The organism is Thermoflexibacter ruber (genome assembly GCF_900113045.1).
GTDB classification, from domain to species: Bacteria; Bacteroidota; Bacteroidia; order Cytophagales; family Thermoflexibacteraceae; genus Thermoflexibacter; species Thermoflexibacter ruber.
In genome coordinates, this window is record NZ_FONY01000015.1 from 45,786 (window position 1) to 64,783 (window position 18,998).

Below are 18,998 nucleotides of genomic sequence, written 5' to 3' on the forward strand. Positions count from 1 at the left end.
TTAGTACATTGAGTAAAAGCAACTGCCCCTGCGCCAAAACCGTCATTATCGTTGTCCAGATACCATTGTGTATTTGGATTAATAGCAGCATCATTGTCGTTGCAATCTGTATTGTTTGCTACGTAGCCAGTAGGCTTGGTACAACTTGTCTGAGTGATAGCAGAATTACCAAATCCATCGCCGTCAGCATCACGATACCATGTAACAGGGGTATCGGTAATGCTTGCATCATTATCGTTGCAATCTGTATTGTTTCTTACATAGCCAGTAGGTCTGGTACAACTTGTCTGAGTAATAGCAGGATTTCCAAATCCATCGCCATCTGCATCACGATACCATGTAACAGGGGTGGTAGTGATAGTTGGGTCAGTATCGTTACAGTCTTGGTTATTATTTACATAATTACCCACAGGCTTATTACATTGCGTTGCAAATACTGCCCCTGCACCAAAACCATCTCCATCATTATCCGCATACCATCTTGTATTGGGATGAATGGAGGCATCGTTATCGTTACAATCCGTGCTATTAGCTACATAGCCACTTGGCATAATACAAGCGATTATTGAGTTGCTCGGATTGCCAAAGCCGTCCCCGTCTGCATCACGATACCACATCGCAGTAGGTCTATTATTCGCATCATTATCATCACAATCTCCCCCTTGTCTGATGTAGCCAGTAGGTTGAGTACATTGTATTCTCGTATCAGCATTGTTACCAAAGCCGTCCCCGTCTGCATCGCGATACCATACCGTTAAAGGATTGATACCTGCATCATTGTCGTTGCAATCTGTATTATTTAAGACATACCCCGAAGGTTGAGTGCAAGACTGCACTCTCAAAGTAGTACTTGGATTACCAAAACCATCTCCGTCTGCATCGCGATACCAGAAAGTCTGCGGGTTAATCGTCTGATTTGTGTCATCGCAATCTAAGTCATTGTCCACATATCCAGCAGGGGCTTCGCAGGATTGTACACTCATAAGTGGATTTCCGTATCCATCATCATCATCATCTAAGTACCAAATCTTGTTGGGGGTAACGGCAGCATTGGTATCATCGCAATCTTCATTATTTTCTACATACCCGTTTGGCTTGATACAAGCTCTTACGAAATCACTGCTACTACCAAAGCCATCGCCGTCTGCATCACGATACCAGACTGTTTCTGGATTTATTTCAGGGTCGTTATCGTTACAATCTGTATTGTTAGCTATGTATCCATTGGGTTTTGTACAGGATTGTATTGATTGACTTGGATTGCCAAAACCATCTTCATCATTGTCAGCATACCAAGTAGGTATTACCTGCGAAGGATTATAGACATCAGGACAGTTATCTGTTCCATTGGCTACATATCCAATAGGCTGAAGACAATTTGCAACAGAATTATTAGGGTCTCCAAATCCGTCTCCGTCTTGGTCTCTGTACCATACAGGAATGGTTTGACTTGGGTTAAAAACTGTAGGACAGTTATCTACGTTATCAGCAATACCGTCGCCGTCTGCATCATTGGGAGCAGTAACTGTCAGTGTAAAGTCAGTAAAAGCAGACTTACCACCGGGGTCGGTTGCGGTTACCCTTATAGGATACGCGCCTACTACACTTGCTATACTTACATCAAATCTTCTTAATGCGCCATTAAAAGTAAGCCAAGCAGGGAGAGGATTACCATTAGTAAGTGTAGCTGTGTAGATAAGCGGGTCGCCATCTATATCCGCAAAAGTATTAGCCGCGAAAGTAAAGTTAGTAGCTGTCCCTTGTGTTACTGTACGATTAGGAATAGGATTGGACACAAAAGGCGTATTGTTCACTGCGGATTGGAATGAATGAATTTGTATAGCATTAATAACAGGATTATCCCTACTTCCCTTAACAAAGCTAATATTTAGCTGTCCATCTGTTACATTTACATAAAAAATCCTGCGAATGGCGATATGCCTACCCCCAGCGGTGGCAAACATATCAAAATTATTTAAGACTCTTTGCCCTTCTATGTCCACATGAAAGACACGTGCATTAGTAGCATTGTGAAACATTTCTGCAAAGTGCAATACTACTATGTACCTCCCGTTAGTAACAGTTCTGTTAAAGTGGAAAGTATTTGAACTCCAAGAATATCTTTGATATATAGCTTGGTCATATCCACCCGTATTACTAACCGCTGCAGTTTGGCTACTTCCCGAGATAGTCGCAGGGCTGGTAGGAGTAAAACTTGAGGCATTGCCAGGGGAGAAACTTACTCCATTCGTATTGATTGCAGGACCGTTAGCATTCAAAGCAAAAAGCAGAGGATGGTCTAATGGATTAGGACATGGAGAAGTTCCTATCGCTACGTTACGAGTAGTGCTACAGCCAGTTGCATCGGTAACCGTAACAAATATATTGTTAGAGGCAGGCAATCCAGAAGCTATTGTACCCGTTAAGGTCTCATCGTGACTCCATGTTACAGTGTAAGGAGATACTCCACCTGTGATGTTGCTTACCATAACACTGCCATCATTACCAAAGCAAGTAGCATTAGTAACAGTGGTTGTGAATTGTATGTTAGATACTCGTTGTCCAATAGTAAATACATTAAATACCTCACAGCCATTAGTAACATTTTCTTTTACATAAAAGCTATAAGTTCCAGGAGGGATATTGGTAAATATTGGAGAAGTCTGATACGCTCCAAATTTCCCCATTTTGTATAGTAGTGGATTACTTGTATTATGTGCCTGTAATTCTAATGAACCACCCACATTTCCAGAGCAAGAAGCTAAAGTAATATTGTTAGCCGTCAGAGTTATAGAAGTATTTGTATCGAATCTATATATTTCTACACCACTAATAGCAGGGCGATTCACTTGTGATTTTACTTCCAGATTAAGTGTCCCATCGCTTACAGGAACGATAAAATCTTTGACCAAGGCATGTTTGAATCCAACTTCTTTGAAAATATCAAAACCCGTGAGTACAGGATTGTTTTCAAGGTAAATGTCATTGACCCTTTGACCACTCCTGCTAAAGAAGTTTTCAGCAAAGTGTATCCTCACCCAATATACTCCATTGGGGAGATTTTGGTTAGTAGGAGTTTTAAATTCGTACCTATAACCTACCAAGTCAGTATTGGTCGACATATAAGAGCGATAGAGCGCATCATCTTCGGTAGCGTGTATTTGAGTGCTTACATCGCTGACGTTATCCAGTTTAAAATTGGTACTTTTTCTGAAAGGTTGGTCTGGCACCCACGTTTTGCCATTAATTACCATATTGCCATCGGCTGTATTTCTTGCGAACTTAATCCTATGAATAAGATTAGCATTATAACAATTTGTCTTGGCTATGCCATACAAAGGCACGCGCAAAGGAGAATTAGCACTGTTATAATGTATCAATAAATCCGCATTCTTCAGCCCAATAAGTTTAGGGTTAAACCTCACACTCATAGTAGTAGTTTCTTGAGGCACCAAAGTCGTTTTTACAGGCAGGGAAGTACCAAACTCATCTGCAGTTGCTCCAACTATCTCAACGCGCGAAATAACAATATTAGGGTCCGAAGAACCATCAGAGTAACCAGATAGACCTCCATTTTTAAGAGTAAGATTGATGGTAGTACTGCTTCCTACATCTCTGGCAATGTCATTGTTGCTAAAGTCTATATGCTGAACATTGGTAAGTAAAGGAGAAGAGTGAGCCGAGCCAAACTCAGGACGAATGTTAGAAACTACAAAAGCATCATCATTGTAGTCAAAATTGGCAGTAGCACTAAGATAGTCATGCGACATGATGAAGGTATTAGGCACTATGTCACCTTTGGCATTTCTAAGTTTCCAAACTCTTACACCCACTAATCCTCCATAGTTCAACGTTCTATCTGTATAGTCATTAACAAAACTCATAATAAAGGGGACGTCATCTCCATTAAAAACAGGATTGAAGGTAGCCTCTGCTGGGTCACCAAAATTGCCTTTGGTAGCATTGTAAGTCGTTACATTTCTTCTTGGTAATAAAGACTGACCATCTGCTGCCACATGGCTGGTCAATCGAGTCCTTGTTGTTCTTGGCTGCCCTTTACGATGCCAAAAACTACTCGCCCCACTTGTGCAACAATTATGAAAAGCGGCAAGTTGCCTAACATACACAGGTTTATCTTTATCTACTCTAACAAAAGTAGCTGATACTACCTCGTCTGCAATGGGGGTGTCAATGTTTCCATGTCTTGTTGAGGTGAAACCTGTTGCTGTTTTTAATCCAAAAGCATCAATAATTTCATTGATGTTGGGTTCCATGTTATTTTCATCAAAAAGTTGCCATAGCCCATGCAAATAGATAGTCTTCTCAGGCCACTGTTCTACATCATTAGACTCTATTTTCAGGGTTTCATGCATAACCATACGCTCATAATCTCTATTTGAGGGATTTGTACCGCCTTGAGTTGCGATAAATCTGATTTGTACATTGATAAATTTATCTGGAGCAATGCTTGCTGGCAAGTGCGTATTAGGATTGAATGGCTGTTCATTAAATCTAAAAATCTCGAATCTGGTGGGGTCAGAGATAGTAAGTTTTGAAATAATTAGATTGCCAACCCCATTGTTATGCAATCTAAGTGTTACGATATCATGCATTCCGCCGGGTCCTGTTCCAAAGTTAGGTACAAAGTTTTGTATCCTTGAGAAAGTCAAGTGGTCGTCTTCGGGGAAACCGTCCATATTTTGAGCATAAAGCTTCGCTCCATTAGAAGGCACTCTAATCACAATAACGGTATATTCGTGAGTACTAATAACTTGATTAGTAGCGGTAGTTACCCTTCCAATTAGCTTATACGTTCCCGGTTCGTCAATGATGATAGCCCCTAAGTAATCCCTAAAAGCACCTCCATTCACACTATATTGTGTAGAAACTACATTCAGGCTCGGGTTTAATATATTAATTCTTGCGGTTACTCTATTGCGATATACATTAGGCTCTTGCATAACGCCTTCAAATGTAATATTGATATTTTGAGGGACTCGCAGAAGCGTAATAGTCGCAATACCATTATTATCTCTATCATATTCAGAGACATACATATTCCCTGTTACAGGGTCTTCTGTCACTTCCAATGGATTGTCAAAGGAAGTCATGCCTTGCAAACCCGTAGTTGCTCTAATAATATCTTTAGTGGTTGCATCTGGTTCTAAAACAATCAAATCGCTACCACCGCTAAATCTCGCTACAATAATTTTATTTTTTAGAATACCGCCAAAAGCAATATCATTTTTATATTCTATCACTCCATTAGGAGATTTATTAAATTCAAAATCAAAAGCTGCCCCTCGGTAGTTAATATCTGGAATAATACCCGTTGGAAGTTTAGGGTTATCAATAGAACCCCTATTCATCACATATTCTCCTCTAAGCGGATTAGGATGTCCGTAATAACCTACATATCTTTGCATAGGTGTAGTACCCGTTTTGAAGGGAAGTTTGAATAGCCAATCTCTTTGAACTGGTGCGCCAGTAGTAGCTGGGATAGCAGGTCCGCTGTAAAATGTTCCATCTGGTCTTCGCATGCCTGTTTCAGAGGCAGGGGTATTCCCTCCTGCCGCAGTTCCGTTAGTTGGGGCGTATAAAAAGCCATTGGAATGCCACAACAAATCATAAGTATTACGCAAGCCACTTGCATAAATCGTCAAAGGAGAATCATTTGCATACGGGTTGTAAGTGCCATCTGACATAGTAAGCGAAGTAGTACTTGCCGCATTGATTATACTCCTATTGGAGGTAGTTCTCGCATCAAGTGGCTTTACTGTCAGTTTTTGCAAGTCCAATCTAAGAACAGCCCCACTCAATAGATGCTCGGGACGCATTCCCCATACTGCATCAGGGTCGCCTGCAGCGTTATTGCTCCCTTGTCCAATATACAAAGCTCCATCCGGACCGAAAACCAAACTATTAGTAAGGTGGTCTTTGGTTGCTCTGGGCAAATTAATTACCAAGTCTTCTACTACCTCTAAATCTGCCCCAGAAAGTTTAGTGATTTTTCCATCCCACTCGGGACCGTTTTCTATGGTAGGAGAACTATGAGTTACATAAGCCACTAAATTGGTAGCTGTAGCATCAGGGGCGAAAGTCAAGCCCATAATGAATCTTGCACTATTCCCATTGGCTTTATAGATAGAATTTAATACCTGTTTTTGATAAAGTGTACCGTCTCCATTGACTGACCAACGAGTAATGGTACCATCCATACCTGATGCGTAAAGTTTACCATCAGGACCAAAGGTAAGTGTAGGGTATCTACCTAAGGCAGTAGAACCTAAATTTACTTTATCGAACTTCACCGAAGACAAATCTGTTCCAACAGAAGGAGGGGTTGGAGGAACGCCTACTCTAAACAAGGCATTAAAAGGTACAAATGGAGTTCCCTTAGTAGTAGTTACTCCGTCTGTGATTACAAATCTATACCAAGTATTAGATTGTAAAGGGTTAGCGGCCGTAAATGTAATAGCATCTCCACCACCTGTGTCATTGATAGAAGAAGCCACCACATCTTCTACCTGATTCCCAATACCATCTAATCTGTATAGTTTTATATTAGTTGAATTAACAGAAGAAATTTCTATTTGTGCATCTGCATTGTCTGGATAGATAATACTATTAGCTGATACAGAAAAAGGGAATATAAGGCTTACATTAGTTTGCCCGCTCGCAGGAGAGGATGCCGCTACATAAGGTCGATTTCCTCCTACTATGTCCAAAGTAACATTCATCACGGCTGATTGGTAGCCACTGGCAGAGAAGGTAACTGTACTGGTATGTTGCCCAACAGGTAGCCCTGTACCATCTATTACAAAAGAAAACTCCGGGCTCCCTCCCATCACATGCGAATAGTTATTTAGTGGATTGCCTCCTTTCTTTATCCATGAAGTTGTTGTATTATTAGGATTCCTTGCATCAACATTTATTGTTATTGATTGATTGTTTGAAGTTCCTATATCTATACTACTATTAATAACTTGGTTTTGTGGAATAGAAAATGAAAGATTACTGGAGGATAAAATAATATTAGGGTTAATTGTATTGATGGAAAAATCATCAAAGTTATATACTCTTTGACTGTTGGCGCTTCTATGAGAAGCATAAATACCCGCAAATAACGCTCTATTTGTACTTCCGTTAATTCCTGTTACTATTTTACCATTTAAAATATTATCACTAATGTTATTTATTTTTGCTAATTGACTAAAAGTAACACCATTATTGGTACTATAAAATCCTGTAATGCTCTTTTCTGTTGGATTAATTAACATTCTAAAAATAATACTCCCTCCAGCCGCCACGACATTATTTACTGCACTTCCTGTATTCGTATTGGCGTTGTTCAGTTCATACACTATTTCTACATCATGAGATAAATTACCATCTCTTGAGGTAACATCTAATTTGATATAATTCCCTTCGTCTATGCCAAACCATATTCCTGCCTGCTCAAAAGTATTATTAGTAATGGTAGGAAGGTTCACCAACTTGGTAGTTATCTCGATATTATGACTCGAAGAAGGTTCTAAAGCTACTCCAAGTGCATTTATCTGACTATTTACTGAGTTGATAGCCAAACCGTTAGTGGTAGTGATACTTAGTAATCCACTATTTAAGCTAATTCTTGTAGGGTCATATCCCTTAGCATTAGGCACCGTATTTCCACCATTGGTAGGTCTATCCACCATAGTAAAACCCGTATTGCCCATTCCACCTTCACTCCCATTAAAAGTGAGAGTATAGGGCGTACTCACTTTGAGTTGATTACAGTTTAGGGTACTGATGTCTGGGCATTGAGCAAGAGCGGCAAATCCTGATAAATAAATTATCAGTGATGTTAAAAATGATACTCTAATTGTAAAGTTTTTCATATCAAAAAGATTTAGCACCATTCCATTTAGGTTTAGAAAACAGTATCGTAATATGTAGTAAAATGATATTTAGATGTAGAAACAGATATCGTATTATCTCATTATTTTTTAATATTAATTAGAAAATTTCATAGTAAAACCTGAAAATTCTAAACAAATATAATACATTATTTTTCTTGTAATAAATTTATGAGAAGTTTTTTTGCTGACTGCCTAAAAAAACTTCTGTAAATTATACTTTATATAAAAAAAGTCTAATTGCAAGAATGAGTTTTGAAAACTTACAATTACATAAATTATTAGATATTTACAAAATAAAATTTCTCTATCCTGATGCTATGATAAAGATATTTCTTGTAAACTCATGCTAAGTAACGTAAAAAGCAAGATTATGGATTCATTTTATTAGCAATTTTATTTTAAAAATATTAACATTATAAAAAAAATACAATTACATACTTAGATTAATACAATTAAAGCATAGAATAAAAATTGCATTTTTCTAATTTATAATATAAATAAAATAATAAGAAGTATACTTCTAATTATGTTATCATTACTTGTTTAACAAGTAGTGATGAGATAAAAAATATTCATAATTATAAAAAATATTACTTGCGTCTGATAAATTTTGGGCAGGATATTAAAAATATGATGATACAGAAAAAAATGGTATTTATTTGGAGAGAATGGAAAGAAAATAAAACTAATTGATGAGCTATCAATCTATTTTTGCAGATTATAAATTTGAAATCAATAACTTTGCCTGTTTTTTTACCTATTTTTAACCTTTACCTAAATTTAAAGTAGCTTAACTAATGACTATTCAGAAATTATCTATTGTTATTCCTGCCTATAACGAAGGAAGAACTATTCATCTCATTCTCAATAAAATCAAAGAAGTAAACTTAATCAATAATATTTCCAAAGAGGTAATCATAGTCAATGACTGCTCGAGAGATAATACAGAAGATGCTATACTAAAATATATATCAGAGAATCAAGAACTTAATATCCAATATTTTAAGCATGAAAAAAATAAAGGCAAGGGAGCGGCACTTCATACAGGAATTTCAAAAGCTACAGGTGAGTATCTCGTTATCCAAGATGCAGACTTAGAATACGACCCACAAGAGTACAATATTCTGCTTCAGCCTGTCATGCAGGGAGTTGCAGATGTGGTATATGGCTCGCGATTCATGGGAGGGAATCCACATCGAATCCTATTCTTTTGGCATACGATAGGGAATAAATTTTTAACCTTCCTCTCTAACATGTTTACCAACCTAAATTTAACAGATATGGAAACTTGCTATAAGATGTTTAAAACAGAAATTATCCAAAGCATTGATTTGCAGGAAAAAAGATTTGGGTTTGAGCCAGAGATTACGGCAAAAATTTCTCGTGTACCTAAAATCCGTATCTACGAAGTAGGCATTTCTTATTACGGTCGTACTTATGAAGAAGGGAAAAAAATAGGCTGGAAAGACGGTTTTCGCGCTATTTACTGCATACTTAAATATAATTTATTTAGCAAAAAAACTTTTAAATCATGAGCGAAATCAGCATCACTATCTTGGTCAAATTTATCAAGTTTATTGTAGTGGGTGTGAATGGAATGATAGTAGATTTTACAGCTACTTACTTTGTCAAAGATAAATTGCAGTGGAATAAATATATAGCCAATACTATTGGTTTCTTTATGGGAGCAACCAATGTATATTTTATCAATCGAGTGCTTACTTTTGAAAGCAACAACCAAGATGTTTTTATAGAATACAGCAAATTTATTTCTATTTATGCTATTGGTCTTATTATCAACAATTTGGTAGTTTATCTTGTGCATGGAAAACTCAACATAAAGTTTTACATCGCCAAACTTATCGCTATAGGAATTACTGCATTTTGGAATTTCTTTGCTAATTATTATTTCACTTTTAACTAACAAAAGTTTTATCTGATGAAAAAAATCCTCACCAATCTCACTTTTTGGGTACTTACTGCCATTACCGTTGGCGTGCTTTTAGGGCATTTTAGACCAGATTTAGCACTTTATCAGGTGTTAGACGCTCCTATCAAAGGCAAATTTTTAGGGCAAGAGTTTGAGATTGGAGCAACCTTTAGCGAGTTTTTGGGTAAAACTTTTATCAGTATAGTCAAACTTTTCATCAATCCAATCATTTTCTTGACCATTACAGTCGGTATCGTAAGCATGGGAAACCTGAAAAAGGTAGGGAAAGTAGGTGCAAAAGCCATTTTGTACTTTGAGGTAGTTACTACTTTTGCCCTTATCATAGGAATCATAGTTGCTAACTTGACTCGTCCCGGAGATGGAGTAATCACGGAAAGCATCAAAGGTGGAGATATTTCCAAATATACAAAAACAGCCCAAGAATTTAGTTGGTGGCAGTTTTTCATGGACAATTCTACCTTGCAAGTCTTGGTTTTTGCTATTGTCTTAGGCATTTCACTAAGCAACTACCCCAAAAGGCAGTACATTTTAGATTATCTTGCCCCCATTTCCAAGAAAGTTTTTTGGGCATTGCACAAAGTCATGCTTTTAGCTCCTATCGGTGCATTTGGCGGCATGGCTTTTACCATTGGGAAGTATGGTATTGCGGCATTATTTCCTTTGGCAAAGCTCATGGGTACGGTCTATGCAACTATGGCAATATTTATCTTTGCAGTATTATGGTATATTTTGAAAATGTATAAAATCAAGCTCCTTGATTTTCTGAAATATATCAAAGAAGAGTTGTTAATCGTGCTGGGGACATCTTCCTCAGAAGCTGCTCTGCCCTCACTCATGGAAAAATTGGAAAAAATGGGCTGTTCCAAATCCGTAGTAGGTTTGGTCGTCCCCGCAGGCTACTCTTTTAACTTAGACGGCACGACCATTTACCTCTCTATGGCAGTGATTTTTTTGGCACAAGTCTTTCATGTTCATTTAGATATTGCTCAGATTTTTACTATCATCGGAATACTCATGGTTACTTCCAAGGGAGCGGCAGGTGTAACGGGAAGCGGTTTTATCGTTTTAGCCTCTACGCTTACTGCTATCAAAGTCATACCCGTAGAGGGTTTAGCATTGCTCTTGGGCGTGGATAGGTTCATGTCCGAAGCCAGAGCCATCACCAATTTCATAGGCAACGGTGTAGCCACTATTTGGCTTGCCAACAATGAAAAAGAATTTGATAGAGAGAAAATGGAGAGGGTATTTGGACAATCTTAGCACCTACTACTCCATAGAAACCAGTCTTAGCGAGCTATCATTCTCTGTAGTCGCTACTAATTTATTGTCCGTGAGTTTATTAATAGTGATTACATCTTCTATCTCATCTGACAGATGCAGAGTCAGTGTTTTCCCCTCCAGTTTCCACTTTCCTCTGGTAATTTGCTTACCTTCCCAAACAATGACCAAAGTTCCATTTTTTTTGAACTCAAAAGTGGTACTCCCAATGTGAGGAATAAAGTGCCACATTGCCTCCAAGCCGTTCCGTAGGTTTTGGTAGTGTGCTTTTTCTGAATTGGTGCCTGCGTTTTCTGTTAGAGAGTCTAAAACGAGAGCAGAGGAGTTCATTTCTTTGACTATTTCTACTAAATCAAACTTCCATTTCTTATCCGTAAGTTTGCGAGCCTCTTGGGCTTGGGCGAGAGAAAAAGTAACAAAAAGGAAAAAGAAAGATAAAAAAATAACATTAAAAAGTTGCTTCAGTTTCATTGAGATAGATTAGTTTTTTTAATGCAGGAAAAATTTTAAATCGTAATTGATACGAAGTTCCTGCAAAATTTGTTGCAAAACTACGCATTAATTCTTAAAAAAATTGTACGATTGTGCAAAAAATAAGTAAATTTGGATTAGTCTATTTTATTGGTTACTTACCTTCATCATTTATACTATATTTTTATAAAACTTAGAGAAAAGCGTATTTTAGAATGAAAAATAAAGCCTCATATACTTCTTACATACTTTTTGTACTTTCATCTTTTTTTCGCAAATACCAATCGCCTATTACTTTTTTTATCGTTGTGATTTTCGTATTTTCTTTTGATTTTTTGCTGTACTCTACTCATGACAATATTGCTTCGCAGGAATTAATAAATTTTATCAAAGATACTAAAACAAAACACAACGTGGACCCTCCTGAAATCTGGCTAAGCCTTTTAGCCTTAGTTTTAGGAACGCTCATCATCGTTATTTCTATTGCTTCTCAAAGCACTCCCAAATTGATAGACATTTACCTCAAAGATAGCTACAGCCTATCTTATGTATGGTTTATTACCGTAGGTGCATTGCACAATATTTTTGTAGATTTTTTTGTTACTATATTTTTTATCGAGAGCAGTGAAGGAGAGTATATAAGTCAGGCTAATATAGCTATGCTTAAAAACATCAAATTCAGTGCTTTGCTCAATTCTTACGTCATTTTACCCATAGCACTTATTTTAGCAGTCCCTTATATACTGTATATCCTTCGCTACACACAAACTAAAAATGTAGTAGATAAAATTTACAGAGATAATCACCGCCGTATCCAACGCTTGAAAGTTCGCACTAATTTTGGCTTACTCTCTCGCCCTAAAACTGTAGCAGAGTATCAATTTTGGCTTTTTGAGGGTTTGAATCAACTTGATGACTTGCTCAAATATGTAGATTTCAAAGAGCCTAAAAGTGATATTATTAACAAAATCAGCCTTTTGATGCAAGAATACCTACATATTAAAAAATCCATTAATCAACTTTTTTTCAAAATTAGTGGAAAAATCAGAGGAGACATTTCCTTTAAAACTATTACTGAGCAGTTTAGAGAAATAGAAGAGAAACAGATTTTTTACGAACATAAAACATTTAGGCAGTTTAGCAATGCGTATTGGCACTTGATAGACAAGGGTGAGTTTGACTTGGCTTCTCTATGTGTGTATGAGATTTTCCAATGCGGGAAAGTAGCTATTGACTACAAAGAAGACGAGGTAGTGAGGCTGACGTTGATTCGCTTCAATACGATTCTTAGATTTGGCATCAAACATGGCTTAAAAGAAAATGAAGCCCGAAATATTTATAATGCCGTTTTCTACTATGGGAAATTTGTAGAAGCACTCATCGGCTATCAAAATATAGAACTTATCAAAGAAGGAGCAAAATATCTCAATATCTACCTCAATGAAATTCATCGACATAGTCAAAACAACGATACTTTTGTTTTTTTAGTAGATGTTTTTGCTTGGGAGTTTAAAAGAATACTCATTCGCTTGCACGAAAATCAGGTATCTAATGAATTAGAAAAGAGCATTTTAGCTAACTTCTTAGCCGTTGATAATTTGACAAGCGATAAAAAACAACTATTTAGCTTTAACATTCGCATTTTGCAAGTAGGTCTGGCTTTGTATTATCTTCGTAAACAAACCTTTGAATTGTTGGATACTATCATAGAGGATTTAATCATGGACACGGAGTTTATGAGCAAAGAACAACTTAGAAATCATGTAGAAAGCGTATGCAAACGAATAGAGTCCGCTGAACTTAACTTCTGGGAAGATACAGATAGAGGCAATCTAAACTTGTATTATTCGCCCGACAAAGAACTTACAAAGAAATTCTTAGAACGACTTGATGAAAGACTTAATGCATCATATTAAGCTAAAGGAACTGTAACTTTAAAATTCGTTCCTCTGTTTATTTGGCTTTGCACTTCTATCGTCCCTTTGAGTTTCTCTACTGCTTTTTTGACAATGTAAAGCCCTAATCCGTTCCCTTTAGAGTTTTCACTCCCTCTAAAATACATATCAAAAATCTTAGAATGTAAGACGTCTGGAATGCCCTCCCCATTGTCCTTTACATTGATAATTAGTTGATTGTTTACCTCTTTAATATCAATGTAGATAAAGGGAACTTCTTGTCTTTGATAGCAGATGCTATTTTCTACTAAGTTTTTGAGAATAATAGAAAGCAAATAATGGTTTGTGAAAACAGAAGAATAAACATGATTAAAAACTTGATAATCAATATTTTCTAATTTTTTAGAAAAACTTTTTCTTATTTCATCTAAAAGTATATCCAAATCTACCAAAGAATCTGGTATAGCATTGGCGTAAATGTCATTGATTGCCTGCATTTTATGTAGCATATTGTCCATTTTGCTGGCTATTTGACCCACCAAATCAAATAGATAAAGGGAATCAGCATCTCTAATACTTATTTTCGCTACTTCTACTACTCCAATAAAATTTACCAAAGGCTGTCTAAGGTCATGTGAGGTATGATATAAAAAAGTATCTAACTCATGATGAATACTTTGCAACTCATTTGCCTTTTCTTGCACTGCTACTGTCAGGTCTGCATTAGTAGCAGAAATGACCGAATTTGCCTCTCTGAGTTCTTGTGCCTGAGTTTCTATTTGCGTCTTTTGTTCTGTAATGATTTGATTTAAGTTTCTTAGTTCCGCATTGGTCTTTTTGTCTTTGAGGTGTATCCTATAAAAAAGCCCTGCCAAAAACAAAGTTGTTAGAAAAGCCCCTAAGATAGCTATTCCTATAGCATACTGTTCCTCTATCTTGGCTTGCTGAAGAGCTTTTTCTTTAAGTAAAATCTCGTTTTGTTGCTTATGCTCCAGTATCTCTCTTTCTTTAAGCGTTATCTCAAAAGAAGCTTCTATGTTAGCAATGGTTCTTGCTTTCTCATCATTGATGAGGCTATCTTGGTAGGCGGCACTGAGCTTGTGAAAGTGTAAAGCCTGCTTAAAATCCTGCATTGCCTCATAATTTTTGTAAAGCAAATCGTAACAGTGGGCTATGCCTCTTTTTACACCATTTTCGATAAATGCTTTAAGCGATTTTTGGGCATAGTCAATAGACTTAGCATATTGCTTTTGGTGAAAGTAAATATCGCTCAAGTAAATGTCTAAATAAGCAATATTATACAAATCATTATTTGCCTCCCTTATGGCTAAGGCTTTATTGAAAAATGCTATTGCATCGTTAAAATGCTTTTGGCTTTGATAGATTCGTCCAATCACTGTATAGGCATTGGCTATACCAGATTCGTCATTATACTTTTTCCTTATTGCTAATGTCCTGTTAGCGTATTGGAGGGCTTTATCATACTCTTTGTTGTGCATACAGACCATTGCCAAATTGTTGCTACTACTTCCCTCCATTTTCTCATCTCCGACTTCCCTAAAAGTTTCTATAGATTCCAAAAGAAACTCCTTCGCTTTTTCATAGTTTCCCTGCTCTGAGTAGGCTATCCCTATGTTTTTCAATATATTGGCTGTTTCTGTGTCATTATTTTTATTGATAGCTAAGGCTTTTTTGTACAATTGTAAGGCATTGGCATAGTCCCCACGCATAAAATAATTAAACCCCAATTTTCTGGTAAGGGCTACCTCGTCACAGATTTGATGACCTTGCATAGACAGGTCATAGGCTTCTTTGTAGTGAACAAAGGCTTTGAGATAGTTGCGTTTAGATTGATAAAAATCTCCAATTTGATGATTGGTGATGATAATTCCACTATCGTAGTCGTGCTGCTCAGCTATTTCAAGGGCTTTTTGAGCAAAATAAAGGGCGGAATCTGAATGAGCTATTTCATAAATATGACCAATCTGGTGCATAACCAGCACGCTTTGATAAACCTCAGCGGAAGGAAGCAGTTTTTTTAAGCTATCTATTTGTTTGTAGTTTATCTTGTTTTGAGCAATAGAAAAACTTATTCCTGAAAATAATAGTAAAGTAACTAAACTTAATCTGAGCATTTTCTGCATATCTTGGTGTGCCTTATGATAAAAAAAATATTTATCCTCAACGTAATAATAATTCATTGTCCCAATAGTTTTCAGTAAGGCAAATCCATTTTTCTAAATGACGTAATTTACTTGGGGTGCAAAATTAGCAAGTGCAAAATATTATACAATTTTTATCTATTTTTTAACAGTTCCTATAAATGATTTTCAAATATATGAAAGGGAACATTAAAATTTACTAATTTGTAAATCAAATTTTTAGAATATAAATTAAGTACAATAAAATTCTTAAATAAATGAAATATTACATTAATCAATGGAAGGAAATTAAGCAAAAAGTGCGATATACAAGACCAATGTATATCGCACTCTTTTTGCAAAGGATTTTATTAAAAAATACTTCTATCTCCTGCGGCGAGAAACAGAGCGTTTTGGCGTTGAGGTAGATGGCTTCCTTGATGAACTCGAGGAGGTAGCCTTTGTCTTATCTGAGCTTTTACTTCCAAAACTATTGCTCTTAGTTACTCGGTTAGCTACTCTTTCCTTAAAAGAATTAGCCCCGCCTGTACGCTTGTAAAAATCTGGATTGGCTTTTTCCCCATGCGAAGAGTAAGTACCAAATACGGGTCTGCCATCAGAAAGCTGCCCGTAGTAAGGCTGTCTGCCCATATACCTACCGCGATAGTCGTCATAATAACTGCGGTTCATCAGGTTAGAAGCTAAGCCAAACATAGAACTCATAAAAGCGTACTGCCCGTAAAATTCCCAAAATGAAGTGCCGTTACTTCCTGTTGTCCAGTGACCGTACTGAGGATTGCCCACATAGCGATTGTAGCCGGGAGGGGCTGGCACTTTGGAAACTACACCGTTATTTTTAGAAGCGATTTCCATACCCATATTGTTCTCATTTTGGAGAAAGAAGCCCTTGCTTACCTCGTACCAACCTGTAATTTGTTGCTGAGGGATAGAGTCTTTCTCTGTAATTATTTTATACTGGTGCTTGAAAATGTCTTCTCCAAATGTCTTCTCCTCTATGTCCATGTCATACAAAATAATGCTGAAGTTTTTTTCGTTATCCATTTGCTTAATAATCTCATCTACAGGAGATTTAGTAAATTTCTGCTGGTCAGAGGAGCAGGATACCAACAGAAAAATTAAGCCGATGAACAAAAGATTTTTAAGCAGATTCTTTTTTAGTGATTTCATGTCTATTTCGTTTATTTATTCAAAGTTAAGAACGTAAACCTAATATGAAAAGTTTGTTTTTAATAAATTTAAAGCCACTACAAAGCAAAAACTCTGTAATGGCTTTGTTGGAGCGGGAAACGAGTCTCGAACTCGCGACCTTCAGCTTGGGAAGCTGACGCTCTACCAACTGAGCTACTCCCGCTTTTTTTGATAATTGACAGTTCAAATTTCTACACTTTTTTTCAATAATACAAGCAAAAAAATGTGAAAAATCATAAAAACCTCTTATCTCATCTGTTCCAATAAATGATTAAATTATTGGTGGCTCTTCCTGCCGCAATGATGTCTAACTTGCCATTTCCATCTAAGTCAGCTAATTGCAAGTCCTCACAAGCCATGGTATTATCATCTATGGTGATTACTTGCCAATTTCTCCCATTTTTATCAGAATAAAACAACTTAATTCCTACCTTATTCTCACTATTGGGATTGCGCCAACCTGCCACAATCTGGTCGTAGCCCAGCCCGAGCAAATCCCCACAAGCAAGCGCATGTCCCTGATGGAAGTCTTTGTATAGGCTTTGTCGTTCTTTCTGATTATCAAAAGCATATACACTTAGCTCATTGCCGTGCATGGGTTCTATCCCTGCCACAAATCTTTTTTTCCCACTCAATACACCAGAACGCAGCTCGCCAAATCCATACCCTTCCACTTGCCAGCCCTCATTTTTCCATTTCCCCTCTTTGCAGGTAATTCTTTTAATCCCCTCTCTCCCTCCTAACAAGATAAGCGTCTGTTTATCAAACTCCAACACTTCAAAATTATGCGTAGCGTGCAGGCTCTCATCTAAGAGTGTGTACTCCCATTTGTCTGTTTTAGGATTTTTAGGCACTGAATATGCCATTACTTTTACTCCTGCCTCTTTAGTCGTAGCATCTCGCATCGCTGGTGGAGCATTGACATTATTATTCCTTCCATGCAGAGGAACCACTATCAGCGTGTATTGAGTTTTTCCCGTTTTTACCCAACGCATTCTGTGTGTAGTAGGCTCATGATGTAAGCGTACTGCTTCCCAAGTTTGAGAAGTAACATCTTGGGGACGCAACAGGTAGAATACGCTTCCAGACTTCTGGTCATCTTTGGTTTCAGAGGGATTCCACTGTGCCCCTACTGCTATCTCCACCTTTCCGTCTCCGTCTATATCTCTTGCGGCTATGCACACATTATCAAACTCTGTCAAATTCTCAGCTATCAAAAATCTCTTCCAATCGCCATTCCTGTACCAAACAAATTGCTTCTTATCGGCTAAAATAATATCTGCCTTTCCGTCGCCATCTACGTCCCCTATAGCCAAGCCATACCCAATAGCTACTTGTTTATCAATCGTCTGTGCCTCAAATTTCTGAGCATAAATCGGAGAAATTAATACAAAAAAGGTTAAAGCAAAAAAATAAATTAGCTTAGAGTTCATTTTCATATTTTACTGCGTTTTAATATTTCAGTTATAAAATTACATTTTTTACGGAGAAAGAGAAACGAACAGATAAAATTTTGGGAAACTAAATTTGTAATCTCTATCGGAGTTTCTTTGGAATGTCGTAAATTTCCTAATTTTAGGAAGTTGAATTGAGATTTGCTCGTGAAGCCTAATTAAAAATTAAAGCTATCCTTACAATTTTAACCTTTTCAAAACTATGAAATTTTTGGCTTTTATTTTTATCCTGTTATTTTTTGTCTTTGTTATTCCTTTAAAAGCACAAGAAAACTCGCTGAGAAACAGTATGTATATAGAAATAGGCGGAAGTGGCTTGTTTGCTTCTATCAACTATGAAAGACAGCTAACTAAGCTACCTGCATTAAGCGCAAGAATTGGCTTGGGTTTTTATACAGAGAAGGCTCTTTACACAACTTTGCCCATAGGAATCAACTATTTACTGAAGCTCAGTAAATCTCATTCTTATTTAGATGTGGGCATGGCTGTAAGCTATGCAAATCGTAATCATAGATTTTTTATCCGAGAAAAAGGAAATACAGAAGTTTTTACAAGTTTTATCCCAAGTATAGGATACAGAAAAGATGGAAAAGAAAATTTATTTTGGAGGGTCAGCTTTACACCTGTTATCAATGAGTTTTCTTTTGTTCCTTGGTTTGGATTTAGCTTTGGGAAGAAGTTTTGAGATTCGCTATTCA

General features: G+C 36.9%; 10 protein-coding genes and 1 tRNA gene. 5 read left to right on the forward strand and 6 right to left on the reverse strand.

Annotated features, from left to right (window positions below; translation table 11 throughout):
- The coding region (locus BM141_RS09600; RefSeq protein ID WP_177217327.1) for a malectin domain-containing carbohydrate-binding protein at positions 1 to 7,880 on the reverse strand (7,880 nt) is incomplete at its 3' end.
- 818 nt (positions 7,881 to 8,698) lie between these two features.
- Here BM141_RS09600 and BM141_RS09605 point away from each other — a divergent pair.
- Genes BM141_RS09605 through BM141_RS09615 form a run of 3 tightly spaced genes read left to right on the forward strand, consistent with a single transcriptional unit; the run spans position 8,699 to position 11,112 of the window.
- Positions 8,699 to 9,436, forward strand: a complete 738-nt coding sequence (locus BM141_RS09605; RefSeq protein WP_091544577.1) for a glycosyltransferase family 2 protein — start codon at positions 8,699 to 8,701, stop codon at positions 9,434 to 9,436.
- Positions 9,433 to 9,825: a GtrA family protein gene (locus BM141_RS09610; protein ID WP_221407659.1), complete on the forward strand. Its 393-nt coding sequence runs from the start codon at positions 9,433 to 9,435 to the stop codon at positions 9,823 to 9,825. The genes BM141_RS09605 and BM141_RS09610 overlap by 4 nt, the downstream gene beginning before the upstream one ends.
- Positions 9,826 to 9,840: 15 nt before the next feature.
- Positions 9,841 to 11,112: a cation:dicarboxylate symporter family transporter gene (locus BM141_RS09615; RefSeq protein WP_091544580.1), complete on the forward strand. Its 1,272-nt coding sequence runs from the start codon at positions 9,841 to 9,843 to the stop codon at positions 11,110 to 11,112.
- Between the two features lie 6 nt (positions 11,113 to 11,118).
- Here the strand turns inward: BM141_RS09615 and BM141_RS09620 are convergent, their stop codons facing one another.
- On the reverse strand, positions 11,119 to 11,601 hold the full coding sequence (locus BM141_RS09620) for a lipocalin-like domain-containing protein (RefSeq protein ID WP_091544583.1): 483 nt from the start codon (positions 11,599 to 11,601) through the stop codon (positions 11,119 to 11,121).
- Positions 11,602 to 11,816: 215 nt separating this feature from the next.
- On the opposite strand from BM141_RS09620, the gene BM141_RS09625 reads away from it, so the two are divergent.
- Entirely contained in the window at positions 11,817 to 13,517 is a 1,701-nt protein-coding gene (locus BM141_RS09625) for a hypothetical protein (protein ID WP_091544587.1), read from the forward strand.
- On the opposite strand, the gene BM141_RS09630 is transcribed toward BM141_RS09625, so the two are convergent.
- The 4 genes from BM141_RS09630 to BM141_RS09645 form a co-directional block, all read right to left on the reverse strand.
- Entirely contained in the window at positions 13,514 to 15,697 is a 2,184-nt protein-coding gene (locus BM141_RS09630) for a tetratricopeptide repeat-containing sensor histidine kinase (protein WP_091544589.1), read from the reverse strand. The genes BM141_RS09625 and BM141_RS09630 overlap by 4 nt on opposite strands.
- A gap of 324 nt (positions 15,698 to 16,021) precedes the next feature.
- Positions 16,022 to 16,825, reverse strand: coding sequence for a hypothetical protein (locus tag BM141_RS09635; protein ID WP_091544592.1), 804 nt, complete (start codon positions 16,823 to 16,825; stop codon positions 16,022 to 16,024).
- Positions 16,826 to 16,933: 108 nt separating this feature from the next.
- A tRNA-Gly gene (locus tag BM141_RS09640) sits at positions 16,934 to 17,009 on the reverse strand.
- Between the two features lie 88 nt (positions 17,010 to 17,097).
- Positions 17,098 to 18,285 (reverse strand): FG-GAP repeat domain-containing protein, encoded by a 1,188-nt coding sequence (locus BM141_RS09645; RefSeq protein WP_245764036.1) that lies wholly within the window; start codon positions 18,283 to 18,285, stop codon positions 17,098 to 17,100.
- A gap of 217 nt (positions 18,286 to 18,502) precedes the next feature.
- Here BM141_RS09645 and BM141_RS09650 point away from each other — a divergent pair, with 217 nt between their 5' ends.
- Positions 18,503 to 18,985 (forward strand): hypothetical protein, encoded by a 483-nt coding sequence (locus BM141_RS09650; RefSeq protein WP_091544594.1) that lies wholly within the window; start codon positions 18,503 to 18,505, stop codon positions 18,983 to 18,985.
- Positions 18,986 to 18,998: the final 13 nt, after the last annotated feature.

Bases quoted from the DNA above. Each gene is read 5' to 3' on its own strand.
- BM141_RS09605 (WP_091544577.1), top strand. From the start codon at position 8,699: ATGACTATTCAGAAATTATCTATTGTTATTCCTGCCTATAACGAAGGA.
- BM141_RS09610 (WP_221407659.1), top strand. From the start codon at position 9,433: ATGAGCGAAATCAGCATCACTATCTTGGTCAAATTTATCAAGTTTATT.
- BM141_RS09615 (WP_091544580.1), top strand. From the start codon at position 9,841: ATGAAAAAAATCCTCACCAATCTCACTTTTTGGGTACTTACTGCCATT.
- BM141_RS09620 (WP_091544583.1), bottom strand. From the start codon at position 11,601: ATGAAACTGAAGCAACTTTTTAATGTTATTTTTTTATCTTTCTTTTTC.
- BM141_RS09625 (WP_091544587.1), top strand. From the start codon at position 11,817: ATGAAAAATAAAGCCTCATATACTTCTTACATACTTTTTGTACTTTCA.
- BM141_RS09630 (WP_091544589.1), bottom strand. From the start codon at position 15,697: ATGAATTATTATTACGTTGAGGATAAATATTTTTTTTATCATAAGGCA.
- BM141_RS09635 (WP_091544592.1), bottom strand. From the start codon at position 16,825: ATGAAATCACTAAAAAAGAATCTGCTTAAAAATCTTTTGTTCATCGGC.
- BM141_RS09645 (WP_245764036.1), bottom strand. From the start codon at position 18,285: ATGAAAATGAACTCTAAGCTAATTTATTTTTTTGCTTTAACCTTTTTT.
- BM141_RS09650 (WP_091544594.1), top strand. From the start codon at position 18,503: ATGAAATTTTTGGCTTTTATTTTTATCCTGTTATTTTTTGTCTTTGTT.